Origin of the sequence: Sphingomonas sp., assembly GCF_041661885.1 — a bacterium.
Classification (GTDB): Bacteria; Pseudomonadota; Alphaproteobacteria; order Sphingomonadales; family Sphingomonadaceae; genus Sphingomonas.
Genome location: NZ_JBAZTL010000001.1, coordinates 262,074 through 286,526 on the forward strand (window position 1 = coordinate 262,074; position 24,453 = coordinate 286,526).

The following is a 24,453-nucleotide window of genomic DNA, read 5'->3' on the forward strand; positions in this document are numbered from 1 at the left end:
GCTGTCAGATGGGCTGCACGGGACGCTTGGGCAATTCAAGGTTGCTTGGGCGCGCGGTAGGCCAGCTTTTCCCTACTATTCCGCTAGGCAATCAACCCTTGCCTGCCAACTCCTTCGATCGACGCGCCAATTTTGCGGCCTCGTCGATCAGCAAGGCGGCGACCGCGCTGTCGCGTTCGCGAATCGCGATGGCGAGGCAATTGTCCGATTCGGTTTTCAGTTTTCGGGCGCGGGGCGGTGGGCAGTCGGCGTGTTTCACGAACACGCAAAAGCGCCGTACGCCCGCAAGTTCCTGATTTTGCGACAAGCGGTTGGCCGCACCCGAGGATTGCGGGCGGCCTGATCGGGCTATGCGTCGCGCAAACCAACCCCAATCGACGCGCGTGCCTGATCCGCTTCACTGGAAACGACCGGATAAGCGCAATAATCAGCGGCGTAATAGGCACTCGGGCGATGATTGCCCGACCAGCCGATGCCGCCGAACGGCGCGGCGGACGACGCGCCGTTGGTCGGCTTGTTCCAGTTGACGATCCCGGCGCGCGCATTGGCCCAGAATTGATCGTACAGCACCGGATTCTGGCTGAGCAAGGAGGCCGACAGGCCGTAGCGGGTGTTGTTCGCTTCGGTAATCGCGTCCTCGAAGCTCGATTTTCGGATGACTTGCAAAATCGGTCCGAACAATTCGATGTCGGGGCGATCGTTCATCTCGGTCGTGTCGATCAACGCCGGGCGCAGGAATGGGCGATTGGCGATCGGGCGTTCGAGATGGCGGATCGGGCGCCCCCCGCGCATCATCAACTCCAGAAAGCTTTCGGTTAGCAGGTCCGCGCTTTCATTGTCGATCACTGGCCCCATGAAGGGCGAGGGGTTTGCATGGGGTTCGTCGACGATGATGCGGCTGACGAGTTTGGTGACTTCGTCCATCAGCGGAGCATAAAGCTTTTCATCGACGATCAGGCGGCGTGCGGCGGTGCAGCGCTGGCCCGCGCTGGTAAAGGCCGATTGCACGATGATGACGGCGGCCGAATGCAGATCGGGTGAGTCCCAGACGACGATTGGATTGTTGCCGCCCATTTCCAGCGCGAGAATCTTCTCGGGCCGGGTCGCGAAAGCGCGGTTGAGTGCGATCCCGGTATGCGCCGATCCGGTGAAGAGCAGCCCGTCGATCCCGTCATGCGCGGCCAGCGCCTTGCCCTCGGCGGCACCGCCGATCAGCAGGCGGATGCACCCGCTGGGCACGCCGCCGGCGTGGAAGCACTCGACGAGGAATGCGCCTGATGCCGGGGTCTTTTCGGATGGTTTGAACACCACCGCATTCCCGGCGAGCAAGGCGGGCACGATATGCCCGTTCGGCAAATGCGCCGGGAAATTATAGGGGCCCAGCACCGCAAGCACGCCGTGCGGTTTGTGGCGCAGCGCCATGCGTCCGCCCATTTGCGAATCGAGACGACGTTGCGGCGTGCGCTCGGCATAAGCGGTGACCGAGATGTCGACCTTGGCGATCACGGTTTCGACTTCGGTGCGCGCTTCCCACAAGGGCTTGCCGGTTTCGCGCGCGATCAGATCGGCAAAGGCGTCCGCGCGGGCGCGCACAACATTGGCAACGCGGCGTAGCGCCTCGATGCGATAGGCAAGCGGCTGCGCAGCCCAGGCCGCCCAACTCGCGCGGGCCGTGGCAACCTCGGCATCGACATCACCAATCGCACCCCGCCACAATTGGGCACCGGTCGCGGGTTCGTAGGAAAGGAGTTCGGAAGACATTGCTGACAGTCTCTGCCCCAGAATTGCGCGCGAATCCACTCAAACTCCCACCTTCAGGTGGCGCGGGGATCAGGCAAGCGCTTCCCCCATTTCCCTGATCCGCGCGATCTTGGTTTCGAACGGTCCCCAATCGTCCCGCTGATCGATCGCCGCCCAGATCGCCTCCACCTCATCGATCAGCATCGAACAGGGCTCGCTTTGCCAATAACGATGCTTGCGGGATTTGCGCGGGGCATAGGGCGCGAGCGCCACGCGCGCTTCGGCAAAGGCCTCACCCTCGGGCGCGGTGCCGCCGAAGGCATCGAAGAAGAAGCGGTCGATGCCGGTCGCGCTGGTGCGCAGCCCGCGTTCGATCGCCTGCACCAAGGCGCGGTCCGCTTGTGGATCGCGCGGGGTAACGCCCAGACGCCACAGGATCGCGCGGGAAACGGCGCGTTGATAGCGCCCGGCAAAGCCGTCCAACGCCGCAATTAGCGGTTCCGCGGGGCTGATCGTGCGCAGGCTGATTGCGAGTTGCATCACATCCCAATGAATCGCCTCGGGCTGGCGACCAAAAGCGTAAAGCCCGGCATGATCGAAATAGGCGGCGGTAAAGGATGGGTCCCAGCTTGGTGCGAACCGCCACGGGCCGTAATCGAAGCTTTCGCCGGTCACGTTGATATTGTCGGAATTGAGCACGCCGTGGACGAACCCCGCCGCCATATAGCTGGCGGCGAGCGTCGCGGCGCGATCGACCACCAGGTTGAGCAGCCGTTCGGCGGCGGCATCGCCCGGCTGCTCATCATACAGGTTGCGCAGGACGTATCCGACCAGCCGCGTCATGTTTTCGGCATCGCGCAAATAGGCGATGCGCTGGAATGTGCCGATGCGGATATGGCCGTGGCTCAGCCGTACCAGCACCGCCGAGCGGGTGGGCGAGGGCTCGTCGCCGCGCTCCAGCGCTTCGCCGGTTTCGATCAGCGAGAAGCTGCGCGAGGTTGCGACGCCCAGCGCTTCCAGCATTTCGGTTGCCAGCACCTCGCGCACGCCGCCCTTCAGCGTCAGCCGCCCGTCGCCGAAGCGGCTCCACGGTGTCGTGCCCGATCCCTTGGTGGCGAGATCCATCAACCGCCCGCGTGCATCCCGCACTTGCGCGAACAGGAAGCCGCGCCCGTCGCCGATTTCGGGATTATACACGCGGAACTGGTGGCCGTGATACCGCAGCGCCAGCGGCTCGGCGAGGCTGCCCGGCACGGGTGCGAATCGCCCGAAATGGCGCAACCATTCGGTGTCCGAAAGCCCGGCAAGCCCAACCTCCTGCGCCGCGCGATCGTTACGAAAACGGAGCCGTGTCTCGGGGAAATCAGCGGCGGCGACGGAATCGTAAAACGCATCGCCCAGTTCGAGGATCGTGCTTTCGCGTGCATATGCTTGCGGGGGAATGCTCATGCGTGGATATGGAGGGTGCCGACCGCAGGACGCAACCCGGGATCTGACCATGTCGCCTTATGAAAATCGATATTGGTGGTCGAATGACGGGGTGCGGTTGCACTATCGCGATTATCCTGGCGCCGCTGACCGTCCGCCGATCCTGTGCCTGCCCGGCCTGACGCGCAACGCCCGCGATTATGATGACCTCGCGCGGCGGCTGTCGCCGCAGTGGCGCGTAATCGCGATTGACCTGCGCGGGCGCGGCGAGAGCGGCTATGCCAAGGACCCGATGAGCTATGTCCCGCTCACCTATGTGCAGGATATTGAGGCGCTTCTCACCGAATTGGGGGTGGGGCGCTATATCGCCTTCGGCACGTCGCTTGGCGGGATCGTGACGATGCTGCTTGCCGGGACGGCACGCGAGAGGTTGGCAGCGGTGCTGCTCAACGATGTCGGCCCCGAAATCATGCCCGAGGGGTTGTCGCGCATCCGCAGCTATGTCGGCAAGTCCAGCACCTGGCCGACCTGGATTCATGCGGCGCGCGCGGTGGCCGAGGCGAATGGCGATGTCTATCCGGCGTTTGGCCTGGAAGACTGGCTGGCGATGGCCAAGCGGCTCTACCGGCTCAACAGCGCCGGGCGGATCGTGCTCGATTATGACATGAAGATCGCCGAACCGTTCCGCGTGCCCGGCAATGAGGCGGGCCCCGATATGTGGCGCGCGCTGGATCGCCTGAAGGATGTGCCGACGTTGATCGTGCGCGGGGCGAAGTCCGATGTGCTCTCTGCCGCGGTGGCTGATCGTATGAAGGCGGCGCTCCCACAGGCGGAATTGGTGACGCTGCCCGATGTCGGCCATGCCCCGACGCTCGGCGAGCCCCCGGCGCTTGGCGGGATCGATCGCCTGCTGGGCCACATCGCGGCGGAACCGGCGTCGGCGTGAGGCGTCTCTCCCGCACGTCGACGATGCCGCCCGCACCGCCGCCAATGCAGGATTCGGAATGACCTTTTCGCAGGATGCACTGATCTTTGGCCCCGCCGATGTCGATTTGGCGCGATCGCCGCTGGCCGGCAAAATTGATGCCGAGACGTATGTGCTCGGTGCCTTCAACCCCGGCATGACGCGGCTGGCGAATGGCAATTTGCTGCTGATGGTGCGGGTGGCGGAGGCGTTGCGGACGCCGATGGCCGAGCAGCATATCAACGCCTTGCGCTGGTTCGACGGCGGCTATTGCCTCGATGCCTGGCCGCTCGATTTTGTCGATACCTCCGATCCGCGCAAGTTCATGATGCGCGGCGGCGGATGGCGGGTGATGGCGCTCACCTCGCTTTCGTGGCTGCTGCCGGTCGAGCTGAATGCCGACGGCACGCGTGTCGAGGCGGTGCATTACGACAAGGCGGTCACGCCGCGCGCGTCCTATCAGTGTTACGGCGTCGAGGATGCGCGGATCAGCAAGGTTGGCGATCGTTATTTGATGACGACCTGTTCGGTCAGCCCGGAGCGGCATTCGACCACGCTTTACACCTCCGCCGATGCGCTCGACTGGACGCTGGAGGGGATCGTGCTCGATCACCAGAACAAGGACATGTTGATTTTCGAAGGGCTGATCGGCGACAAATACTGGGCGCAGACGCGGCCCTTGGGTGACCTGTATTTCGCGTATCCGCCGGGCAGCGAATGGCGCGCGGGGCCATCGATCAACCTCGCCAGTTCACCCGACGCGCTGCATTGGAAGCCGTATGACAAGCCCGGCATCCGCCCCCACGCCGCGACGATGGCGACCGCGCGGATGGGCGGCGGTGCCCCGCCGATTGCGACGCCCGAGGGCTGGCTTACTTTGTGGCATGGTGTCGAGCCGTCGGGCGTGGTCGGGATTTACCGGACCTATTGGTCGATCCTGGACCGCGACGACCCGAGCATCGTCCTGCGCACCAGCCATGATCCGCTGATCGAGGCCAATCCGGCGTTGACCGATCCGATCAAGGATTTGATGTATCTCGACAATGTCGTGTTCACCACGGGCATCGTCGATGCAGGCGACCATTATGTCGTGGCGAGTGGTGAGGCCGATCTCGCGTGTCGGATCACGCATATCCCGAAATCGGCCTTTGCCTGAACGAACCCCTCCCGCGTGGTAGCGGGAGGGGGAAGGGCTTATTCCTCGCGTTGGCCCAACAGGCCCAGCAGCAATTGGAACAGGTTGATGACGTTCAGGTAGAGCGACAGCGCGCCCATGATCGCGAGCTTTTCGGCAGCTTGCGTGCCGGCATACGCGAAATACTCGCTCTTCAGGCGCTGCGTATCCCAGGCGGTGAGACCGGTGAAGACGACGACACCGGCGACCGACACGATCGTCTGCAACGCCGACGAACCGATGAACAGATTGACCAGGCTCGCGCCGATCACGCCGATCAGGCCGACCATCAGGAAGGTCGACATCCGCGTCAGGTCCCGCCCGGTGGTGTAGCCCCACAGGCTCATGCCCGCGAACAGTGCGGCGGCGGTGAAGAACGCTTGTGCGATGCTGGTGCCGGTGAACACCAGGAAGATGCTCGCCATCGACACGCCCATCACCGCGGCGAAGGCGAAGAAGGCGGTGCGCGCGCCCGATGTCGTCATCCGGTCGATGCGGAACGAGAAGAACATCACGAAGGCGAGCGGCGCGAACATCGCCACCCATTTGAGCGGCGTGCCGAAGATCAACGCGACCAGCGCGGGCGTCGAGGCGACCCCCATCGCGACCAGCCCGGTCAGCGCCAGGCCGATCCCCATGTTGCGATAAATGCCGAGCATGTAGCGGCGAAGCCCCTCATCGCGCGCGGCGACGGTGTTGGGGATGGTGCGATAGGCATTGGGTTGCACGGGTACGGTTCCTTTATGCGGTAGCGGTGGTGCGCCGGGTCAGCGCGCGGTGAAGATGGTCCTTGATCGCGAGACGGCGCTTTTTCAGCGCGGCGATATGCAGGGGATCGGGGGCCAGACGCGCGCGTTCGCGCGCCACAGCGGCGTCAATCGCGCGGTGGAGGGCGGTCAGGCGGTCGATCATTTTGGTCATGGCAGCAGCCTCTTCTTCGATGGTGAAATCGATCGGGCTGTTTCGGGGCGGGGACGGTGTTATGGGCCGTCCTGCACCGAGCGAGCTCGATGCGGTCCGACATCACGAGGGCTTGTTCAGCCCTCGCCAGAGGGGCCCGGTCCGCAAACCAACAATATGTATCGTTACGGGCGCTTTCAAGAGGGGGGAGATGACGCGGGCGTTATTTGCCGCTAACGCCCCCGGCCAATGGCGCGTCCGGTCAACATCCTGCATCTGCACTCCACTTTTTCGCTGGGCGGGAAGGAGGCGCGCGCGGTGCGTTTGATGAACGCCTTTGGCGACCGCGCGCGGCACACGATCGTGTCGAGCATGGACGGCCACTATGGCGCGCGCGATGCAATTGCGCAGGGAATCGATTACGAAATCGCGCAAAACCCGCCGCCGCTGACCGGTGGCCCCTCGGTCAAGCGCTATGAAGCGATCGCGGCCTATATGCGCCGCTTTGATCTGGTGCTCACCTATAATTGGGGCGCGATCGACGGGGCGATGGCGCGGCGCGTGTCGTCCGCCGGGGTGCCGCCGCTGGTGCATCATGAGGACGGCTTCAACGCCGACGAAGCCGATGGGTTGAAGCCGACGCGCAACCTCTATCGCCGCTTCGCGCTGACCAAGGCGGCGGCGTTGGTGGTGCCCTCCGAGACGCTGGAAGACATTGCGCTGAAAACGTGGAAGCAGCCACGCGCGCGCGTCCACCGGATCGCCAATGGCATCGACACTGCGCTGTATGCGCAAAAGCCCAAGCCCGATGCGATCCCCGGCTTCAAGCGCAAGCCGGGCGAAATCGTGATCGGCACGCTTGCCGGGCTGCGCGCGGTGAAGGACCTGCCGATGCTGGTCCGCGCGGTCGGCGGCATGTCGTCGCGCGTGCGGCTGGTGATCGTGGGGGAGGGCCCCGAGCGGCAGGCGATTCTCGACACCGCCGAGCGGATGGGAATGCTCGACCAATTGGTGCTGCCCGGCTTCCTGCCGCGCCCGCACGAATATATCGGGCTGTTCGATATTCTGGCGTTGTCGTCCAAATCCGAACAATTCCCGATCTGCGTAATCGAGGGGATGGCGGCGGGGCTGCCGATCGTTTCGACCCCGGTCGGCGACGTGCTGCGGATGGTCGTGCCCGAAAACAGCAGCTTCATCGAAAAGCGCGGGCATGAAGTGTTGATCCGCGATGCATTGGAAGCGCTCGCCAAATCCGACCCGGAAGGGCGGCGGTGGCTGGGGGAACTCAACCGGCGCAAGGCAGTCGCCGAGTATGACGAAGCCACCATGATCGCGCGCTACGCCGCGCTATATGGAGGGGTGATCGGGCTGCCGGAAGCCTTCGTCTAATTGACGATTTGCCCGTCAGTGCATCCAAAGCGTATATCGAACGTAAGTTTAAGTCGGAGGCCGTCACGTTGTTCAAAGGTTTGAAGCCCATCGTCTATGGCGGTCGCGAGGTCTGGCCCCTGGTCGAGGGTGGCAAGGGCGTCGCCGCGACCAATCACGCGAGCGCAGGCGCCTGGGCGGCGGCGGGCGGCATCGGCACGGTTTCTGCCGTCAATGCCGACAGTTACGATCCTGACGGCAAGATCATCCCGCAAATCTACAAGGCGCTCACCCGCCGCGAGCGGCATGAGGAACTGATCGACTATGCGATCGAGGGGGCGGTGCAGCAAGTGCGCCGCGCGTTCGACATTGCCGGTGGCAAGGGCGCGATCAACATCAACGTGCTGTGGGAAATGGGCGGGGCGCAGCGCATCCTGCACGGTGTGCTGGAGCGTACGCGCGGGCTCGTTTCGGGCGTCACCTGCGGCGCGGGGATGCCGTATAAATTGAGCGAGATCGCGGCATCCTACGAAGTCAGCTATCTGCCGATCGTCAGCTCGGGCCGCGCCTTTCGCGCGCTGTGGAAGCGCGCCTATTCGAAGGCGGCGGAATGGCTGTCGGCGGTGGTGTATGAGGATCCGTGGCTGGCGGGCGGCCATAACGGCCTGTCCAATGCCGAAGACCCGCTCGTCCCGCAGGACCCGTATCCGCGCGTGAAGGCGCTGCGCGAGACGATGCGCGAGGGCGGCATTGCCGATAGCGTGCCGATCGTGATGGCAGGCGGCGTGTGGTACTTACGCGACTGGTCCGACTGGATCGACAATCCCGAGCTTGGCACGATCGCCTTTCAGTTCGGCACGCGTCCGTTGTTGACGCAGGAAAGCCCGATTCCCGATGCGTGGAAGGCACGCCTCACCAATATCGACGAGGGCGAGGTGCTGCTGCATCGCTTCTCCCCGACCGGTTTTTATTCGAGCGCGGTGCTCAACCCGTTCCTGCGGCATTTGCAGGCGCGTTCCGAACGGCAGATCGCCTTTTCGACGCAAAGTGCCGGCGACCATGTCTTCCAGCTCGATGTGGGGGTGAAGGGCAAGAACTTCTGGGTAACGCGCAACGACCTGCTGCGCGCGCGGCAATGGTTCGGCGAGGGGTTCACCGATGCGCTGAAGACGCCCGACAACACGCTCGTCTTCGTCACGCCCGAGGACAAGGGGGTGATTCGCAAGGATCAGGCGGATTGCATGGGCTGCCTCAGCCAGTGCGCCTTTTCCTCCTGGTCGGACACCGAAACCAATTCGACCGGTCGTTTGGCCGATCCGCGCAGCTTCTGCATCCAGAAGACGCTGCAGAACATCGCGCATGGCGGCGATGTCGAACAAAATCTGATGTTCGCCGGGCACGGTGCGTATCAGTTCAAGCGCGATCCGTTTTATTCCAATGGTTTCGTGCCAACGGTAAAGCAATTGGTCGATCGTATTTTGACCGGGGACTGATGTCCTAGCGTGGCCGTAATGTGTTTTGGGTTGGTAAAATCTTCATCCCGTCGCATTAGGTGCCGATGGGATGACCTCTCCCGTTTTCTTGACCGTCGATACGGAATTGATGTGGCGCCATCACATCGATGGCCTGGTCGGTGCCGAAATTTTCGCGCGATCGCTGGAACCGGCGGGCGTTGGGGTGTCGTATCAGCTTGAAGTGCTCGCGCGGCACGGGCTGAAGGCGTGCTTCTTCGTTGATCCGATGCCGGCGCTCACCTTTGGTCTCGCGCCCGTCCGGGCGATCGTCGAGACGATCCTCGCTGCCGGGCAAGAGGTGCAGCTTCACCTTCATCCGAACTGGACCACGGCGGTGGCGGGCGACAAGGGCGCGCAGGCCGCGCGATTCGAACTGGCCGAATATAGCCTTGCCGAACAACGCGACCTGATTCGCGGGGCAACCGAGTTGCTCGTCGCGACCGGCGCGCCGCACCCGATCGCGTTTCGCGCGGGATCGTATAGCGCCAATGCGGATACGCTTTGCGCGCTCGCCGAGCTTGGGTTCGTCTACGATGCCAGCCACAATGGCGGCGAGCATCCCTGGCCGAGCGCGATCGATTTGCCCGCCGCACAAATCGCGCCGCTTTTGCATCGCGGGATGATCGAGGTGCCGGTGACGCTGATCGAGGAGAGAGTGGGCGCTTTACGCAATTTCCAGATCTGCGCGCTGTCGGCGGGCGAAATGCGCGCAGCACTCGACCATGCGCGCGACCAGCGCCATGCGGCGGTGACGATCGTCAGCCACGGCTTCGAACTCGCCAACCGTGCGGGGACGCGGCCCAATGCGGTGCATGTCCGCCGGTTCGAGGCGCTGTGCGCGTTGCTGGGCGCGCGCGCGGCTGAACTGCCGACGATGCATTTTGCCGATCGTCCGGCGCTGCGGCTCGGGCAATATGACGTTCCGCTCGGGCCCGATCCGCTGCGCACGCGCTGGCGTCAGGCCGAGCAATTATGGTCGAACATGGTCGCGGAACGGGCCGCGTGAACCAGGCGGAACCGCTGCCCTTGCGGTTCCAAATTGGCGCGCGGACGCTGGCCGCGGTGGAGCGGCAGTTGGTGCGCGTGCCGCTGTCGCTGGCGCAGGTGCTGGACGGGCGGTTGCCGGTATTGCCGCCGCTTTCCGCCCGGGCGCACGGCTATCTCGTCACTTCCTTGCCTGTCGTGCAGCGCGACGCGATGCTGGCGGCGGCACCAGGGATGATCGCGCAGGTACGGCAACGCTATACGCGGCATTATGCCGATCTCGGTATCGGGTTCGACGCGTATCAGGCCGCGCTGTCGGGCAACACGCGCTCGGGCCTCAAGCGCAAGACGCGGCGCGTGATGGAGGTGTCGGGCGGGCTGCTCGACGTGCGGCGGTTCCGCACGCCCGACGAGATGCGGCACTTTCACGACATTGCGCGCGGCATTTCGCGGCGCACCTATCAGGAGCGGTTGCTGGGCGGCGGTCTGCCCGACGATGCGGCGTTTCTGCAAAGCCTTGATGCGCTGGCAGCGGCGGATTCGGTGCGCGCGTGGCTGCTCTATATCGCCGGGGAGCCTGCCGCCTATCTCTATTGCCCGGTCGTGGCGGGCACAGTGCGCTATGACCATGTCGGGCACGATCCGGCGTTCAACGATCTGTCGCCGGGCGGGGTGTTGATGCTGGAGGCGATGCGCGACCTTTATGCCGAGCCGGGCCTCACGCATTTCGATTTCACCGAGGGCGACGGCCAGCACAAGCGCAGCTTCGCTACGCATGGGGTCGCCTGTCTCGACCTGTTATTGCTGCGCCCCTCGCTCGCCAATCGCGCGACGATGCTGGCGCTCGATGTGTTCGACCGCAGCGCGGCGTGGGGCAAGCGAGCGGTCGCGCGGCTGGGGCTGGAGGCGCTGGCGAAGCGGGTGCGGCGGTAGGGATTGGGTTGCTCTCGGTGAGCCCTTTCCCAATCAGCACGACGATATCGTGCACAAGGAATGGCTTGTTTCAAGCTAAGCGATGTGAAATGCTTAACGGCAATGACACTGCTACTCGCTATACTCGCACAAGCGGCCGCTGCTGCTCAGGGTTGTCAATACGATCGGTCGGCGCTGATGGCGCTCGATCAGAACGCCTTCGATCAGGACATTACCGGCGGGTGGCGTAAGCTGGAGCTAGATGGCTGTGAAGTCGAGGCTGCCAATCTCATCCGGGATTGGCGCATGGCGCATAAGGCGACGGAAAGCATTTTGTTTTGGCATGAAGGGCAGCTCCGTGCTGACATTGGTCAGACCGCGGCGGCCATCGCGCTGTTCCAGCAATCCTACAAGACCGTTCAACAAGATCATGGCTTGGGCTGGAACTTGTATGTGGACGGCACGATCGCTTTTCTCGAAAGGGATCGGCAGGCTTTCGACGCGGCTAAGGCTAAGCTTATTGCTCTGCCTCGTTCTGGAAATTTGACCATGCAAGGTCCGAACGGACAACCAATACCACTTAAATGGCCCCTCAACCTGAATGTCTTCGAAGGACTCGAGCGTTGCTGGGAGCAGCCGTACAAGGTTGCCTACGCCTGCTCGATGCCCCTGCACAGGGTGACAGTTCCAGACCGCAAATAGCGTGGCGGGAGTGAACGGCAGCTTCACCTTTCTTATGGAGCAAGTGGCCTCCGCTGAAACCTGCCTGACCGTTTCGACCCAATCTAAGTCAAATCCCCCATTGTCACGCCAAGGCTGGCGAAAACTCGCCCCCGCGCTACACCGCCGCCATGCATCTGCGTGTCGAAGCCCTGATCCTCGCCATCCGCCATCATGGCGAGCACGGCGCGATCGTGCGCGCGCTCACCGCCGAGCATGGCTTGCAGGCGGGCTATGTGCGCGGCGGGCGGTCCAGTCGTATTCGGCCGATCCTGCAGCCGGCCAATCGTGTGATCGGCGAATGGCGCGCGCGCACCGATGACCAGCTTGCCAGCCTGAGCGTGGAACTCGTCACCAGCCGCGCGCAGCTTTATGCCGAGCCGCTGCCCGCCGCCGCGCTCGATTGGGTGACGACGCTGACCGCCGCCGCCTTGCCCGAGGCGCAGCCCTATCCGCGGCTGTATGCGGCGCTCGACGGGACCATCATGGCGGTCGAATCCGCGCCCGCCGCGCGGGGATGGGCGCTGGCGCTGGCACGCTATGAACTGCTGCTGCTGGCGGAGCTTGGCTATGGGCTGGAGCGCGACACGCTGCCGCGCGCACTCACCACCGGCGTCGCGCCCGATTGGGAGGACATTCTCGCCGCGCTCGCGCTTACCGGCGACGCGCTGGAGCGGCAAATCCTGGTGGATCGGAGGGCGGCGACGCTCGATGCGCGGGCGCGGCTGGTCGATCGGTTGAAAAGGGCGGTTGCGTGAGGCGCTTCGCCTCGGCATTGGCCTGCGCAGCATAAGGGAGCACGCCTGTGGCACTGATCGCACTTCTCGCCGGAGACGGCATTGGCCCCGAAGTCACGCATGAGGCGCGCCGCGTGCTCGAAGCGCTCGACCTTGGCCATGAATTCGAGAGCGCGCCAATCGGTGGTGCGGCGTATCGCCAGACCAGCCACCCGCTGCCGCCCGAAACGCTCGCGCTGGCCAAGCGCGCCGATGCGATCCTGTTCGGCGCGGTCGGCGATCCCGAGATGGACGGGCTGGAGCGCGCGCTTCGGCCCGAACAGGCCATCCTGGGGCTGCGCAAGGCGCTCGGCCTGTTCGCCAATTTGCGCCCGGCCAAGATGTTTCCGGGGCTGGAGGATGCCTCTGCACTCCGGCCGGAAGTGGCACGTGCGATCGATCTGGTGATCGTGCGCGAACTGACCGGCGACGTCTATTTCGGCGACAAGGGTCGCGGCATCACGCATACTGGCCTGCGCGAGGGCCATGACCTGATGCGCTATGACGAGGTCGAAGTCGCCCGCATCGCGCGCGTCGGGTTCGAAATGGCGCAGCGCCGCAAGCGCATCCTCACCTCGGTCGACAAGGCCAATGTGCTGGAAACCTCGCAATTGTGGCGCGAAGTGGTGAACGAGATCGCGCTTGATTATCCCGACGTGAAGTTGACGCACATGTATGTCGATAACGCCGCGATGCAGTTGGTGCGCAACCCCGGCGCGTTCGACGTGATCGTGACCGGCAATCTGTTCGGCGATATCCTGTCCGACCAGGCGAGCATGTGCGTCGGGTCGATCGGGATGTTGCCCTCGGCCTCGCTCAATGAGTGGCAGGGGACGTGCGGGCTGTACGAGCCGATCCACGGTTCCGCGCCCGACATTGCCGGGCAGGGCAAGGCCAATCCGTGTGCGGCGATCCTGTCGGCGGCGATGCTGCTGCGGCACTCGCTGGCGGATGAAGCCTCGGCGCAGCGGATCGAGGCGGCGGTGGTCGCGGCGATTGCCGGTGGCGCGCGCACGCCCGACCTTGGCGGGACGCATTCGACAGCGGCGATGGGCGATGCGGTACTGGCTGCGCTCAAATGAGCGAGGCGCTGGAACTCGCGGTGGTCATCCCGACCTTCAACGAACTGCGCAATGTTCCAGTGTTGATCGCCAAGCTCGATGCGGCGCTGGTCGGGCGACGCTGGGAAGCGATCTTCGTCGATGACGACAGCCCCGATGGCACCGCGCAGGCAGCGCGCGATCTTGCCCTGCGCGATACGCGCGTGCGGGTGATCCAGCGGATCGGGCGGCGGGGCCTGTCCTCGGCGTGCATCGAGGGGATGTGCGCGACTGCGGCACCGGCGGTGGCGGTGATCGATGGCGATTTGCAGCATGACGAGACGCTGCTGCCGCGGATGCTCGATGCCCTGCAGGCGGATAGCGCGCTCGACGTGGTGATCGGCTCGCGCTTCGTCGCGGGGGGCGGTACGGGCGATTGGGATCAGGATCGTGTGGCCAAATCGGCGCTGGCGACGCGGCTGTCTCGCTATGTGCTGAAGGCCGATCTCAGCGATCCGATGAGCGGCTTCTTCATGATCCGCACCGCTGTGGCGCGCGCGCTGGTGCCGGGCCTGTCGGCGATCGGCTTCAAGATCCTGCTCGACGTCATGACCGCGAGCCCGCGACCGCTGAAATTCCTCGAGCTGCCATACACTTTCCGCCTGCGCAGCGAGGGGGAGAGCAAGCTCGACCATGTCGTGGCGATGGAGTTTCTGATCGCTTTGTACGACCGGCTGTTCGGGCGGATCGTGCCGGTGCGGTTCGTGATGTTTTCAGGGATTGGGGCGTTGGGGGCGCTCGTCCACCTGACGGTGCTATGGGCGCTGTTCCGCGAGGAGGGGTTGAACTTTCTGGCCGCGACGATCGCGGCGACCGGCGTGGCGATGACCTTCAATTTCTTCCTCAACAATGCGCTGACCTATCGCGAGCGGCGACTGAAGGGCGCGCGGCAATTGTTCGATGGCTGGGTGTCGTTCTGCCTCGTCTGCGCGGTTGGCGCGGCGGCCAATGTCGGGGTCGCGGCGTTCCTGTTCAGCGTGCAGCACGGGGCGTGGGCGGCCCCGGCGCTCGCGGGAATCGTGGTGGCGGCGGTGTGGAACTATGCGCTGTCGTCGCGCTTCGTGTGGGGGCGGTATTAGAGTCGTTTTCGTTCACAAGCCCACCTTCGCTTAAACGCGATCATCCAAATTCCGTTCGGGCTGAGCGTGTCGAGGCCCCGCCTCCAAAGCGAGCGGTGCCCTTGCCGAGGGGGCCCTTCGACAGGCTCAGGGCGAACGGGGTCTAAACCCAGCTCGGAAACCACGTCCAGAAATGGAAGGCGTTGGGGCCCCATAACGGCATGGCCGACAACACCGGATAGAAGAGCGCGAACAGCGCGACGACCAGCAGCAGGAAGCGCGCATCCCAGCGCGTGCCGCGCGCGAATTGATCGAGCGATACCGCCAGCGCGACGCACAGGAAGATGCTCGGCAGATAGTAATAATAAAAAAAGCCAAGCGATTTCGGGATGATCGCCCAGATTATATAACTGCCCAGCCACAGCCCCGTCGCCGCCAGCAGTGCAGGCGCGCGTGTCCGCCACCAGCCGTACAGGCACGCCGCGACCGCGATCAGCCCGCCCCACAGCACCGCCGGATTGCCGACCAGCAGCACCCCGCGTTGCGCACCGTCGATGCGCTCGTACAGATACCAGATCGGCCGCACCATCACCGGCCACGTCCACCAGGCCGATTGATAGGGGTGGTGCGGCAGGATTTGTGTTTGCTGGCCATACATCTGCATTTGAAACGGCAGCAGCTTGGCCAGAGTCATCGGCTGCACCGTGTAGAAAAAGGCCGGGGCAAAGGTCGCGAAATAGGTGGCGATGCTGACCGTCCCCAGCACCAGGATCGCCGGGATTGCCGCCATGCCCGGCCAGTGTCGATGGACGCCCCCGATCGGGCGGGCATTGAGTGCAGCATAGACCGAGCGCCCCTCACGCCGCGCATCGTTCAGCCGCACTGCGATAAAGGCCATCGCGGCATAAGCGACGAACGGCGCGGCAATCCATTTCGCGGCGACGGCAAGGCCCAGCAGCACGCTTCCCAGCACCCAGCGCGACCATGCCGTCCCGCTCGACTCGGCGCGCATCGCCCACAGCAAGGCGGCGATGCCGAGCACCGTGAACGCGGCCATATAGCCATCGAGCATCGCGATCCGCGCCTGGATGAACACGGTGCCGTTGAACAGGGCGAACAGCGCGCCGAACAGCGCCGGGCGCACCCGCCCCAGCATCAGCCATACGATCGCGAACACGCCCAGCACCGTCGCCGTGCCCGCCAGCGTCGAGAAGAAGCGCCAGCCGAGACTGTTATCGCCGAACAGCAAAATACCGCTCGCGATGATCTCCTTGGCGAGCAGCGGGTGTTCGATATTCACTGGCCCGCTCAGCGCGATCAGTTGGCGCGCGGCGGGCACGTAATGCACCTCGTCGAACATCAGCTTGGTCGGCACGGTCAGGCGAAAGCAGAACAACGCTTGCGACAACACCGCCAGCAACGCGGCGGTACGATAGGGATTGGATCGGTCGGGGCTCACGCGCGTCTCTATCCGTCTTCCGTTCGGCGCTTTCAAGGCACGGCATTTGGTGCGTGGCGGGTGCGCAAACGCATCGCCCCATTGACGCGCGCCCCCCGCGCCCGGCAAAGCAGCGCCCATGAAGCGTCGCACCGGCCAGGACCAGAGCATCACGCGCCAGTGGCGCCCCGCAACGCAAGCCGTGCGTGGCGGCACCGCGCGCAGCGAATGGGGGGAAACGTCCGAGGCATTGTTCCTCACCTCGGGCTATGCCTATGATTGCGCGGCCGATGCGGCGGCGCGCTTTGCTGGCGATCAAGTCGGCATGACCTATTCGCGGCTGCAAAACCCGACGGTCGAGATGCTCGAAGCGCGCATCGCCTTGCTCGAAGGGGCAGAGGCGTGCCGCACGATGGCGACGGGGATGGCGGCGATGACCGCAGTGTTGCTGTGCCAGCTCCAGACCGGCGACCATGTCGTGGCGGGGCGCGCGGCGTTCGGATCGTGCCGCTGGCTGGTCGATACGCTGCTGCCCAAATTCGGCATCGAGACGACGGTGGTCGATGCGCGCGACCCGCAGGCGTTCGAGGATGCGGCCAAGGCCAACACCAAGGTGTTCTTCTTCGAAACCCCCGCCAATCCGACGATGGACATTGCCGATTTGAGCGCGATTTGTGGCATCGCCCGCGCGCGCGGGATCACCAGCGTGGTCGACAATGCCTTCGCCACGCCCGCGCTGCAGCGACCAATGGAGTTCGGTGCCGACGTCACCGCTTATAGCGCGACCAAGATGATGGACGGGCAGGGGCGCGTGCTGGCAGGCGCAGTGTGCGGCACCGAGGATTTCATCACCAACACGCTGCTGCCCTTCACGCGCAACACCGGGCCGACGCTCAGCGCGTTCAACGCCTGGGTGGTGTTGAAGGGGCTGGAGACGCTCGACTTGCGCATTCGCCGCCAATCGGAAAATGCGCTAAAGGTCGGTCGCTTCCTGGAGCCGCGCGTGCCGCGCATCCTGCATCCGGGCTTGCCGAGCCACCCGCAGCACAATCTCGCGATGCGCCAGATGGACGCGTGCGGGCCGATCTTCGCGTTCGAGGTCGAAGGGCGCACGCAGGCGCACGGCTTGCTCGATGCGCTGCAATTGGTCGACATTTCCAACAACATCGGCGATTCGCGCTCGTTGATGACGCACCCGTCCTCCACGACCCATTCCGGCGTCGCCGAAGACAAGCGGCTGGAAATGGGCGTGACCGAGGGGCTGTTGCGGCTCAACGTCGGTCTGGAAGACGCCGACGACGTGATCGAGGATCTTGATCGCGCGCTGACGGCGGTGGGATTATGACGGGGCGGCAGTCGTGAAGGCGCTGTTCCCCTACGTCGCGGAGACGCGCGGGGTGATCGTGCGCGTCGCGGTCAGCTTCCTGCCCGAACAGTCCGAGCCCGAGCGTGGGCGGTGGTTTTGGGCCTATCATATCCGGCTGGAAAATGCCGGCCCGCAAGCGGTGCAGTTGCTGACACGTCATTGGATCATCACCGATGGTCGTGGCGCGCGCCATTCGGTCGAGGGCGAGGGCGTAATTGGCGAGCAGCCGTTGATCGGCCCTGGCGAAAGCTTCGATTACGTGTCGGGCTGCCCGCTCTCAACCTCGACCGGATCGATGCTCGGCAGCTATCACATGATGGGCGAGGATGGCTCTGGCTTTGACGTGGAAATCCCCAAATTCGCGCTGATCGCGCCGGCGGTGGGGGCATGAAGCGCACGCACCTTCCGCTCAACGGTATGCGCGTGCTCGATGCCGCCGCGCGGCACCTGAGCTTCACCCGCGCCGCCGACGAGCTGGCGGTGACGCCGGCTGCCGTCGGCCAGCAGATTCGCGCGCTCGAGGATACGCTGGGCGTGGTGCTGTTCCGCCGCACCACCAAGGGCCTTGAGCTGACGCCCGAGGGCGAAGGCGGGCTCGCCGCGCTGCGCCAGGGCTTCCTGCAATTCGAGGAAGCCGTGCGCGCGATGCAGGCCGGGCAGACCAGCAAATCGCTGACCATCGCCGCGCCGCGCGACTTTACCCAAAAATGGCTGATGCCGCGCCTGGCCGACATCGCACGGAGCGATGGTGAGATGCGCTTCGTGCTGATCTCGTCCGATAGCTTCGGCACCAGCGGCGCGATCGATTTCACCGAGGCCAATCTCGATCTCGCGATTCGCTGGGGCGATGGTCCGGGCGAGCATGAGGGCGAACCGATTGCCTCGGCGGGCATGATTACGGTCGAGCGGCCCGGCGGTGGGGCCGACACGCGGATTTCCTGGCCCGGTTGTGTCGATGATTTGGCGGAGTCACTGGTCCGCGTCGCCGATGCCGGATTGGCGCTCGATGCCGCTGCGCAGGGCCTTGGGCGGGCGACGATCCCCGAACTGCTCGCGGCGAGCGACCTCGCGACCGGGCGCGTGGTCGCGGTGGGCGCGGCGCGGCCATATCGCTTGGGCTATTGGCTGGTCGCGCCATTGCCACAGTGGCGGCAGAAAAAGGTCAAGGCGCTGGTCGATGCGTTGACGGCATGAGGCCGATTCCGACACTGGAAACGGCACGGTTGCGGCTGCGCGAGCGGACGCCGGACGATGCCGGGGCGCTGTTTCCGATTTTCGCCGATGTCGATTTGATGACCTATTGGTCGAGTGGGCCGCATCAGTCGATCGAGGAGACTCGCGCCAAACTCACCAAATCGGCAGACGTTCAACGCGTTTTTCGTGGTTGGGCGATCACGCTCGCGGGCGATGACACTGCCATCGGCTTCGTCACGCTGCGCGAGAAACGGCCCGGCGTTTCCGAGATCGGCTATATGGTCGCGCGCCCAAATTGGGGCCGTGGCATCGCACGCGAAGCGGTGAGCGCTGTGCTCGATCAGGTCTTGCGCGTCGAAGGGCAACGCCGCGTCATTGCCGACACCGACCCCGAAAATGCGGCTTCAAACGGTCTGCTGAAAGCGCTTGGCTTCACGCTCGAAGGGCGGCTGCGCGAGGAGTGGGAAACGCATCTCGGCGTGCGCGACACCTTCCTCTGGGGCTTGCTCGCCAGCGAATGGAATGCGCGATGACCCCCGCTTTGCCACCCCCCAACCTCAACGATCCCGCCGAGCGCGCCGCCTATCAAAAGGAATTGCGCATGGTTACGCGACCGATCCGCTGGATGGGCGTCGCGCTGGCGATTGCCGGCGCGGTGCTCGCAGGCCTGCGGGCGCGGTACTGGCCGCAAGTGCCGATGATCCTGCCGCTGTTCCTGATCGGCATGGCGGCGCTGCATGTGCTGGCGGGGGTGGTGGTTCGGATGAAATACCATCAGGCGCGGATGCGACGCTGACGAGTGGATCAGCCGGCAGGGGAAGTGGTCGCATCGCGCGACAGATCAACCATTTCGATTTTCGGGATAGGGGAGCGTACGCGCAGCCGCGAACCGGTTACCGTGGTCCAGGCTGAAGTGAAGGAATAACGCTCGACTCGAAAAAAGCCCGGACTGTCGGGTGCAAGTGGCGCATAACGGCGTGCAGCGACAGCGGTAAGAATCGGCTTCACCCAATCGCCCGACAGTTTGTTACTCTTACGTAGCACCTCGGCGTCGCTGACCTTGCCATCGGCATTGACCAGGAAACTAACGTCCACCCATTGATTGTCGAATTCATCAAGTGCCAGTTGGTTAAGTGTGGTGCCGCTAGCGCCCTCACGCCCGGAAAGTTGGCGCAGTTCGATCTTGGGCGCGTAGAGCGCAACCGGGACATTGGCACCTGCGCCTGAAGCGCGGTATTCTTCGATAAGGTGGTCAACCGCACCGGCGTCGCCATGGCGGATCGCGATGTTCGCCTTCAGTAATTTTGCCGCCTGCGCAAACGGGGCAAGATCCGGCTCACGCCGCGCTATCAGTCGATTGGCGGCGGCGAGCGCTTCGGGATAATATTGGCTCGACTTGCCATAAGACAGGGCGGCATACAGGCGTGCGATGCGAAGCAGTGCAAAACCTTCGTTGCGCGGCTGTTTGAGCGCGCGCGCGTGGCTCGCGACCTCTTGATATAGGTCGACGGCTTCGAGAATATCCCCGGTCTTGGCATAGCTATCGCCCTGTTCAAGTTGGGCGCTCAGCACGCGCGGGTCAGACGGGGGCAATCCCGCCTTGAGCGCCGTGACGACCTGAATTGCGCCGCTGCGATAAGCGGTCTCCTCGCCAAGATGCGCAGCAACCCGGGAATTGGCGCGCAACAGGTCCGACACAGGGACCGGATATTGCTTGGCGAAGCGACGGTTGCGTCCAATCGAAGAGAGCATCGTCCCACGTGCCGATTTATAATCGCCCGCGACGAATTGGGTTTCTGCAACGGCCAATGTCGCCGCGATATCCTTATCGGGCGGGCAATGTTGATCCAGACATGCTTTTAGCGCAGCCTTCGCGTCGTTCAGGGATACGCCGGTCACGACAATGTCGGGGCCTGTGTTTGTCGTTTGTGGGGCCTTTGTTTGCGCCAGAGCTGGCGCGCCTATCGTGGCAAGGAGCAGGCACAGCGAATTTAGACGGGGCATGAAAAAACTCCGGCGCGAAACTATTGCCTAAGCTTACGCATCAATCGCGTCTTCGTCCATCCGCGCGGCATTTTCCTGAATAAAGGCGAAGCGGTGCGCGGGATTGGTGCCCATCAGACGGTCGACTAGGTCCTTCACCACCGCGCGTTCTTCATATTCCTGCGGCAAAGTGATGCGCAGCATCGCGCGAGACTTGGGGTCCATCGTCGTTTCGCGGAGCTGCATCGGGTTCATCTCGCCGAGACCCTTGAAGCGCCCGATTTCGACCTTCTTGCCCTTGAACTCGGTCGCCTCCAGATGTGCGCGGTGGGCGTCGTCCATCGCGTACAGGCTCTTGGTGCCGGCGGTCAGGCGGTAGAGCGGCGGTTGCGCCAGATAAACGTGGCCCGCACGCACGATCTCGGGCATTTCCTGGAAGAAGAAGGTCATCAACAGCGTGGCGATATGCGCGCCATCGACGTCTGCGTCGGTCATGATGACGACGCGTTCGTAGCGCAGGTTGTCCGCCACGCAGTCCTTGCGCGTGCCGCAGCCGAGCGCCTGGATCAGATCGGCAATTTCCTGGTTGGCGTGGATCTTGGCCGAGGTGGCCGAGGCGACGTTGAGGATCTTGCCGCGAATCGGCAGGATCGCCTGCGTCTTGCGGTCGCGCGCTTGCTTGGCCGAGCCACCGGCCGAATCGCCCTCGACGATGAAAATCTCGGTGCCCTCGGGGCCGTTGGACGAACAATCGGTCAGCTTGCCGGGCAAGCGCAGCTTGCGCGCGCTGGTCGCGGTTTTGCGCTTCACCTCGCGCTCGGCCTTGCGCGCGAGGCGTTCGTCCATCCGCTCGATGACATAAGCGAGCAGCGCCTTGCCGCGCTCCATATTGTCGCTGAGGAAATGGTCGAAATGGTCGCGCACCGCGCGTTCGACCAGTGTGGCGGCCTCGGGGCTGGTTAGGCGGTCCTTGGTCTGGCTCTGGAATTGCGGGTCGCGGATGAAGACCGAGAGCATCAGCTCGCTGCCGGTCATGATATCCTCGGGCGAAATGTCCTTGGCCTTTTTCTGGCCGACCAGATCGCCAAAGGCGCGGATGCCCTTCACTAGCGCCGCGCGCAGCCCCGCTTCATGCGTGCCGCCATCGGGGGTGGGGATGGTGTTGCAATACCAGCTATACGATCCGTCGCTCCACAGCGGCCAGGCGACAGCGCATTCGACGCGGCCCGCTTCGCCGGGGAAATCCTGGCGCGTCACGAAGAAATCGGTGGTGGCGCATTCACGCGCCGCAATCTGCTCGCGCAGATGGTCGGCGAGGCCGCCGGGGAATTGGAACACCGCCTCGGGCGGCGTGTCGTCGGTGATGATGCCGGGCGCGCATTTCCAGCGGATTTCGACGCCCGCGAACAGATACGCCTTGGAACGCGCGAGTTTGTAGAGGCGCGCGGGCTTGAAGTGCATGTCCGCCCCGAAAATCTCGGCATCGGGCACGAAGCTGACCGAGGTGCCGCGCCGGTTGGGGGCGGCGCCGACATGTTCCAGCGGCCCGAGCGTTTCGCCGCGCGCGAAACGCTGGCGATACAGTTCGCGGTTGCGCGCGACCTCGACGATCGTGTCGGAGGACAAAGCGTTGACCACGCTGACGCCAACGCCGTGCAACCCGCCTGACGTCGCATAGGCCTTGCCGTCGAACTTGCCGCCCGAGTGCAGCGTCGAGAGGATCACTTCCAGCGCCGATTTGCCCGGAAATTTCGGATGCGGATCGACCGGGATGCCGCGGCCATTGTCGATGATGACCAGCCGGTTGCCGGGGTGCAACTCGATCTCGATGCGCGTCGCATGGCCCGCGACCGCTTCGTCCATCGCATTGTCGAGCACTTCGGCGGCGAGATGGTGATAGGCGCGCTCGTCAGTGCCGCCGATATACATGCCCGGACGCCGCCGGACGGGCTCCAGCCCCTCCAGCACCTCGATCGACGAGGCATCGTAATCGGTCATCGGCTTGGGTGTGGCGGCGAACAGGTCTTCTGGCATGAGGCGGCTATACGGCGCGGGCGGGGAAACTGCCAAGCACCATCGCCGAACTGCGACGCGGTGATCGAAGCGCTCAAACAAAAGGGGCCGCCAACGGTGTGTCGGCGACCCCCTTTCCTTTAAGCTGTCGCGCAGATCAGCGGGCGCGCGGGCCGCCGAAGGGGAGCGGCGGGGCCGGGCGACGATCGCGACGCGGAAGCTGCGCCTGATAAGCGTGGCCGCAATGGCCGACGCAATAGGGGAAACCGGGGTTCACCTTCTCGCCGCAGAAATGGAAGTCAGGCTCGCCCGGGTGGCCGATCGGCCATTTGCAGATCTTGTCGCTGAGATCGAGTAGCGTGGTCTTGCCCGCCATTTCGGGCGAGGGCTTGGCGGGGACGAGGCGGCGCGGCGGGGCGGGCGTGATCGGCGCTTGTTGTTCGCCAGGGGCCTGACGCAGGAAGCCGCCGGGGCCGACCGAGCGCAGGATCGGCGGGGCTGGGCGGGCGACCGCAGCAGGTGCCTCGATTTCGTCGTCTGCGTCCGCTTCGGCATCGAGTTCGATGGCTTCAACGACTTCCGGCTCGGGCTTGGCAACTGGCGCAGCCACGACCGGCGGCGCGACTCGCTCAACCGGCGGACGTGGCGCAGGCGGCGTCGGCTTGGGCGCGGCGGCTTTTGGTGCGGAAGCAGCGGCGGGTTCGTTGGGCTTTACCGGCGACGGGCGCGACTGCAGCCCCAGGCGATGCGCCTTGCCGATCACGGCATTGCGGCTGACACCGCCCAGTTCCTCGGCGATCTGGCTTGCGGTCTGCCCCGCTTCCCACATCTTGCGCAGCGTATCGATGCGTTCGTCGGTCCAGCTCATTCAATCTTCCCAATTGTCATGCCGACCGTTTCCATAACGGGTTGCGGGCGGCGGCGGCAGTCTTTAGCGACAGCACCATGAGCAGCCAGCCCCCAATCGGCGAAATTTCCACAATGATGAACGCTCCGGGCGTTCCGGTCTTCCGGAACGTCAATTGGGGCGGCCTTCGAACGCTCTATATCAAGGAGGTGCGCCGTTTCTTCAAGGTGCAGCTTCAGACGATCTGGGCACCCGCGATCCAGACCTTGCTGTTTCTGGTGGTTTTCACGGTCGCGACGGGCGCAAAGCGGCCAGTCGCGGTTGGCGGAATCGACATTCCCTTCGGTGATTTTATCGCGCCGGGACTTATCATTAGCCAGGGCATGATGGGCCCAGCCTTCGCCAATGCGAGCTTTTCGCTGATGGTCGGCAAGATTCAGGGCACGATCGTCGATTATCTGCAGCCGCCGCTGTCGACGCTGGAATTGCTGACCGGGCTGGTGGCGGGCGCGATGACGCGCGGTCTGCTGGTCGGGGTGGGGGTGTGGCTGGCGATGCTGCTCTACGGCATCCACCTGATTCCCGTGCATTTCTGGGCGGTTGCCTGGTTCGGGCTGCTCGGCACGATGTTTCTCGCGCTGCTCGGCGTGCTGACCTCGATCTGGGCCGACAAGTTCGACAATGCAGCCGCAGTGTCCAATTTCATCGTGACCCCGCTCGGTTTGCTGTCGGGCACCTTCTATTCGGTGGACAAGCTGGCGCCTGCTTTTCGCGCGGTTAGCCATGCCAACCCGTTTTTCTACATCATCTCGGGCTTCCGCTACGGCTTCCTTGGCACCGCCGATTCGCCGATCCTGATCGGCAGCATCGTGGTACTAGGGATCGACGTGGTGCTGGCGGTGGCGTGCTACGCGCTGCTGCGCTCGGGCTGGAAGATCAAGAATTGATGCACCGCGGGTACGCGCAGCGCGCTT

25 protein-coding genes are annotated in these 24,453 nt (G+C 64.4%); 16 read left to right on the forward strand and 9 right to left on the reverse strand.

Annotated features, from left to right (window positions below):
- Positions 1 to 91 precede the first annotated feature (91 nt).
- The 3 genes from WC704_RS01290 to WC704_RS01300 all read right to left on the reverse strand — a co-directional run bounded on the left by WC704_RS01290 (position 92) and on the right by WC704_RS01300 (position 3,189).
- Entirely contained in the window at positions 92 to 265 is a 174-nt protein-coding gene (locus tag WC704_RS01290) for a hypothetical protein (RefSeq protein ID WP_372888185.1), read from the reverse strand.
- Positions 266 to 348: 83 nt separating this feature from the next.
- Complete coding sequence (gene astD / locus WC704_RS01295) at positions 349 to 1,800, reverse strand: succinylglutamate-semialdehyde dehydrogenase (protein WP_372888186.1); 1,452 nt, start codon at positions 1,798 to 1,800, stop codon at positions 349 to 351.
- 30 nt (positions 1,801 to 1,830) lie between these two features.
- Entirely contained in the window at positions 1,831 to 3,189 is a 1,359-nt protein-coding gene (locus tag WC704_RS01300; protein ID WP_372888187.1) for a protein adenylyltransferase SelO family protein, read from the reverse strand.
- A 49-nt stretch (positions 3,190 to 3,238) separates the two neighbouring features.
- On the opposite strand from WC704_RS01300, the gene WC704_RS01305 reads away from it, so the two are divergent.
- Together WC704_RS01305 and WC704_RS01310 are read left to right on the forward strand one after the other, a co-directional pair.
- Complete coding sequence (locus WC704_RS01305; protein WP_372888188.1) at positions 3,239 to 4,114, forward strand: alpha/beta fold hydrolase; 876 nt, start codon at positions 3,239 to 3,241, stop codon at positions 4,112 to 4,114.
- A 58-nt stretch (positions 4,115 to 4,172) separates the two neighbouring features.
- Complete coding sequence (locus tag WC704_RS01310; RefSeq protein ID WP_372888189.1) at positions 4,173 to 5,288, forward strand: glycosidase; 1,116 nt, start codon at positions 4,173 to 4,175, stop codon at positions 5,286 to 5,288.
- A gap of 38 nt (positions 5,289 to 5,326) precedes the next feature.
- Here the strand turns inward: WC704_RS01310 and WC704_RS01315 are convergent, their stop codons facing one another.
- A complete protein-coding gene (locus WC704_RS01315) occupies positions 5,327 to 5,965 on the reverse strand; it encodes a Bax inhibitor-1/YccA family protein (RefSeq protein WP_372888704.1) in 639 nt (212 codons plus the stop codon).
- 82 nt (positions 5,966 to 6,047) lie between these two features.
- A complete protein-coding gene (locus tag WC704_RS01320; protein ID WP_372888190.1) occupies positions 6,048 to 6,227 on the reverse strand; it encodes a DUF465 domain-containing protein in 180 nt (59 codons plus the stop codon).
- 228 nt (positions 6,228 to 6,455) lie between these two features.
- Between WC704_RS01320 and WC704_RS01325 the strand changes: the two genes are divergently transcribed.
- The 8 genes from WC704_RS01325 (at position 6,456) to WC704_RS01360 (ending at position 14,659) form a co-directional block, all read left to right on the forward strand.
- Positions 6,456 to 7,595, forward strand: coding sequence for a glycosyltransferase family 4 protein (locus tag WC704_RS01325; protein WP_372888191.1), 1,140 nt, complete (start codon positions 6,456 to 6,458; stop codon positions 7,593 to 7,595).
- 68 nt (positions 7,596 to 7,663) lie between these two features.
- Complete coding sequence (locus WC704_RS01330) at positions 7,664 to 9,067, forward strand: NAD(P)H-dependent flavin oxidoreductase (protein ID WP_372888192.1); 1,404 nt, start codon at positions 7,664 to 7,666, stop codon at positions 9,065 to 9,067.
- A 70-nt stretch (positions 9,068 to 9,137) separates the two neighbouring features.
- Entirely contained in the window at positions 9,138 to 10,094 is a 957-nt protein-coding gene (locus WC704_RS01335) for a polysaccharide deacetylase (protein ID WP_372888193.1), read from the forward strand.
- Entirely contained in the window at positions 10,091 to 11,005 is a 915-nt protein-coding gene (locus WC704_RS01340; protein ID WP_372888194.1) for a GNAT family N-acetyltransferase, read from the forward strand. Before WC704_RS01335 ends, WC704_RS01340 begins: the two co-directional genes overlap by 4 nt.
- A 102-nt stretch (positions 11,006 to 11,107) precedes the next feature.
- Positions 11,108 to 11,686, forward strand: a complete 579-nt coding sequence (locus WC704_RS01345) for a hypothetical protein (RefSeq protein ID WP_372888195.1) — start codon at positions 11,108 to 11,110, stop codon at positions 11,684 to 11,686.
- 149 nt (positions 11,687 to 11,835) lie between these two features.
- On the forward strand, positions 11,836 to 12,462 hold the full coding sequence (recO, locus tag WC704_RS01350; protein ID WP_372888196.1) for a DNA repair protein RecO: 627 nt from the start codon (positions 11,836 to 11,838) through the stop codon (positions 12,460 to 12,462).
- A gap of 47 nt (positions 12,463 to 12,509) precedes the next feature.
- A complete protein-coding gene (gene leuB, locus WC704_RS01355) occupies positions 12,510 to 13,562 on the forward strand; it encodes a 3-isopropylmalate dehydrogenase (protein WP_372888197.1) in 1,053 nt (350 codons plus the stop codon).
- Positions 13,559 to 14,659 (forward strand): glycosyltransferase family 2 protein, encoded by a 1,101-nt coding sequence (locus WC704_RS01360; protein ID WP_372888198.1) that lies wholly within the window; start codon positions 13,559 to 13,561, stop codon positions 14,657 to 14,659. Before leuB ends, WC704_RS01360 begins: the two co-directional genes overlap by 4 nt.
- A gap of 142 nt (positions 14,660 to 14,801) precedes the next feature.
- Here WC704_RS01360 and WC704_RS01365 read toward each other — a convergent pair whose 3' ends face one another.
- Positions 14,802 to 16,097: a phospholipid carrier-dependent glycosyltransferase gene (locus WC704_RS01365; protein ID WP_372888199.1), complete on the reverse strand. Its 1,296-nt coding sequence runs from the start codon at positions 16,095 to 16,097 to the stop codon at positions 14,802 to 14,804.
- Positions 16,098 to 16,215: 118 nt separating this feature from the next.
- Between WC704_RS01365 and WC704_RS01370 the strand changes: the two genes are divergently transcribed.
- Genes WC704_RS01370 through WC704_RS01390 form a run of 5 tightly spaced genes read left to right on the forward strand, consistent with a single transcriptional unit; the run spans position 16,216 to position 19,432 of the window.
- Positions 16,216 to 17,421 (forward strand): PLP-dependent aspartate aminotransferase family protein, encoded by a 1,206-nt coding sequence (locus WC704_RS01370; RefSeq protein ID WP_372888200.1) that lies wholly within the window; start codon positions 16,216 to 16,218, stop codon positions 17,419 to 17,421.
- Between the two features lie 13 nt (positions 17,422 to 17,434).
- Positions 17,435 to 17,833, forward strand: coding sequence for a Co2+/Mg2+ efflux protein ApaG (gene apaG / locus WC704_RS01375; RefSeq protein ID WP_372888201.1), 399 nt, complete (start codon positions 17,435 to 17,437; stop codon positions 17,831 to 17,833).
- Positions 17,830 to 18,636, forward strand: a complete 807-nt coding sequence (locus WC704_RS01380) for a LysR family transcriptional regulator (protein WP_372888202.1) — start codon at positions 17,830 to 17,832, stop codon at positions 18,634 to 18,636. The genes apaG and WC704_RS01380 overlap by 4 nt, the downstream gene beginning before the upstream one ends.
- Entirely contained in the window at positions 18,633 to 19,169 is a 537-nt protein-coding gene (locus WC704_RS01385) for a GNAT family N-acetyltransferase (RefSeq protein WP_372888203.1), read from the forward strand. Before WC704_RS01380 ends, WC704_RS01385 begins: the two co-directional genes overlap by 4 nt.
- Entirely contained in the window at positions 19,166 to 19,432 is a 267-nt protein-coding gene (locus tag WC704_RS01390) for a hypothetical protein (protein ID WP_372888204.1), read from the forward strand. Before WC704_RS01385 ends, WC704_RS01390 begins: the two co-directional genes overlap by 4 nt.
- Before the next feature lie 8 nt (positions 19,433 to 19,440).
- Here WC704_RS01390 and WC704_RS01395 read toward each other — a convergent pair whose 3' ends face one another.
- The 3 genes from WC704_RS01395 to WC704_RS01405 all read right to left on the reverse strand — a co-directional run bounded on the left by WC704_RS01395 (position 19,441) and on the right by WC704_RS01405 (position 23,500).
- Positions 19,441 to 20,640: a hypothetical protein gene (locus tag WC704_RS01395; protein WP_372888205.1), complete on the reverse strand. Its 1,200-nt coding sequence runs from the start codon at positions 20,638 to 20,640 to the stop codon at positions 19,441 to 19,443.
- A gap of 33 nt (positions 20,641 to 20,673) precedes the next feature.
- Positions 20,674 to 22,653: a DNA topoisomerase IV subunit B gene (gene parE / locus WC704_RS01400; protein ID WP_372888705.1), complete on the reverse strand. Its 1,980-nt coding sequence runs from the start codon at positions 22,651 to 22,653 to the stop codon at positions 20,674 to 20,676.
- A 136-nt stretch (positions 22,654 to 22,789) separates the two neighbouring features.
- Positions 22,790 to 23,500: a GcrA family cell cycle regulator gene (locus WC704_RS01405; RefSeq protein WP_372888206.1), complete on the reverse strand. Its 711-nt coding sequence runs from the start codon at positions 23,498 to 23,500 to the stop codon at positions 22,790 to 22,792.
- 77 nt (positions 23,501 to 23,577) lie between these two features.
- Between WC704_RS01405 and WC704_RS01410 the strand changes: the two genes are divergently transcribed.
- Complete coding sequence (locus tag WC704_RS01410; protein ID WP_372888207.1) at positions 23,578 to 24,426, forward strand: ABC transporter permease; 849 nt, start codon at positions 23,578 to 23,580, stop codon at positions 24,424 to 24,426.
- Positions 24,427 to 24,453: the final 27 nt, after the last annotated feature.

Coding starts and splice junctions, on each gene's coding strand:
- WC704_RS01300 (WP_372888187.1), bottom strand. CDS start 3,189: ATGAGCATTCCCCCGCAAGCATATGCACGCGAAAGCACGATCCTCGAA.
- WC704_RS01305 (WP_372888188.1), top strand. CDS start 3,239: ATGTCGCCTTATGAAAATCGATATTGGTGGTCGAATGACGGGGTGCGG.
- WC704_RS01310 (WP_372888189.1), top strand. CDS start 4,173: ATGACCTTTTCGCAGGATGCACTGATCTTTGGCCCCGCCGATGTCGAT.
- WC704_RS01315 (WP_372888704.1), bottom strand. CDS start 5,965: ATGCTCGGCATTTATCGCAACATGGGGATCGGCCTGGCGCTGACCGGG.
- WC704_RS01320 (WP_372888190.1), bottom strand. CDS start 6,227: ATGACCAAAATGATCGACCGCCTGACCGCCCTCCACCGCGCGATTGAC.
- WC704_RS01325 (WP_372888191.1), top strand. CDS start 6,456: ATGGCGCGTCCGGTCAACATCCTGCATCTGCACTCCACTTTTTCGCTG.
- WC704_RS01335 (WP_372888193.1), top strand. CDS start 9,138: ATGACCTCTCCCGTTTTCTTGACCGTCGATACGGAATTGATGTGGCGC.
- WC704_RS01345 (WP_372888195.1), top strand. CDS start 11,108: ATGACACTGCTACTCGCTATACTCGCACAAGCGGCCGCTGCTGCTCAG.
- recO (WP_372888196.1), top strand. CDS start 11,836: ATGCATCTGCGTGTCGAAGCCCTGATCCTCGCCATCCGCCATCATGGC.
- WC704_RS01360 (WP_372888198.1), top strand. CDS start 13,559: ATGAGCGAGGCGCTGGAACTCGCGGTGGTCATCCCGACCTTCAACGAA.
- WC704_RS01370 (WP_372888200.1), top strand. CDS start 16,216: ATGAAGCGTCGCACCGGCCAGGACCAGAGCATCACGCGCCAGTGGCGC.
- WC704_RS01380 (WP_372888202.1), top strand. CDS start 17,830: ATGAAGCGCACGCACCTTCCGCTCAACGGTATGCGCGTGCTCGATGCC.
- WC704_RS01385 (WP_372888203.1), top strand. CDS start 18,633: ATGAGGCCGATTCCGACACTGGAAACGGCACGGTTGCGGCTGCGCGAG.
- WC704_RS01390 (WP_372888204.1), top strand. CDS start 19,166: ATGACCCCCGCTTTGCCACCCCCCAACCTCAACGATCCCGCCGAGCGC.
- WC704_RS01395 (WP_372888205.1), bottom strand. CDS start 20,640: ATGCCCCGTCTAAATTCGCTGTGCCTGCTCCTTGCCACGATAGGCGCG.
- parE (WP_372888705.1), bottom strand. CDS start 22,653: ATGCCAGAAGACCTGTTCGCCGCCACACCCAAGCCGATGACCGATTAC.
- WC704_RS01405 (WP_372888206.1), bottom strand. CDS start 23,500: ATGAGCTGGACCGACGAACGCATCGATACGCTGCGCAAGATGTGGGAA.
- WC704_RS01410 (WP_372888207.1), top strand. CDS start 23,578: ATGAGCAGCCAGCCCCCAATCGGCGAAATTTCCACAATGATGAACGCT.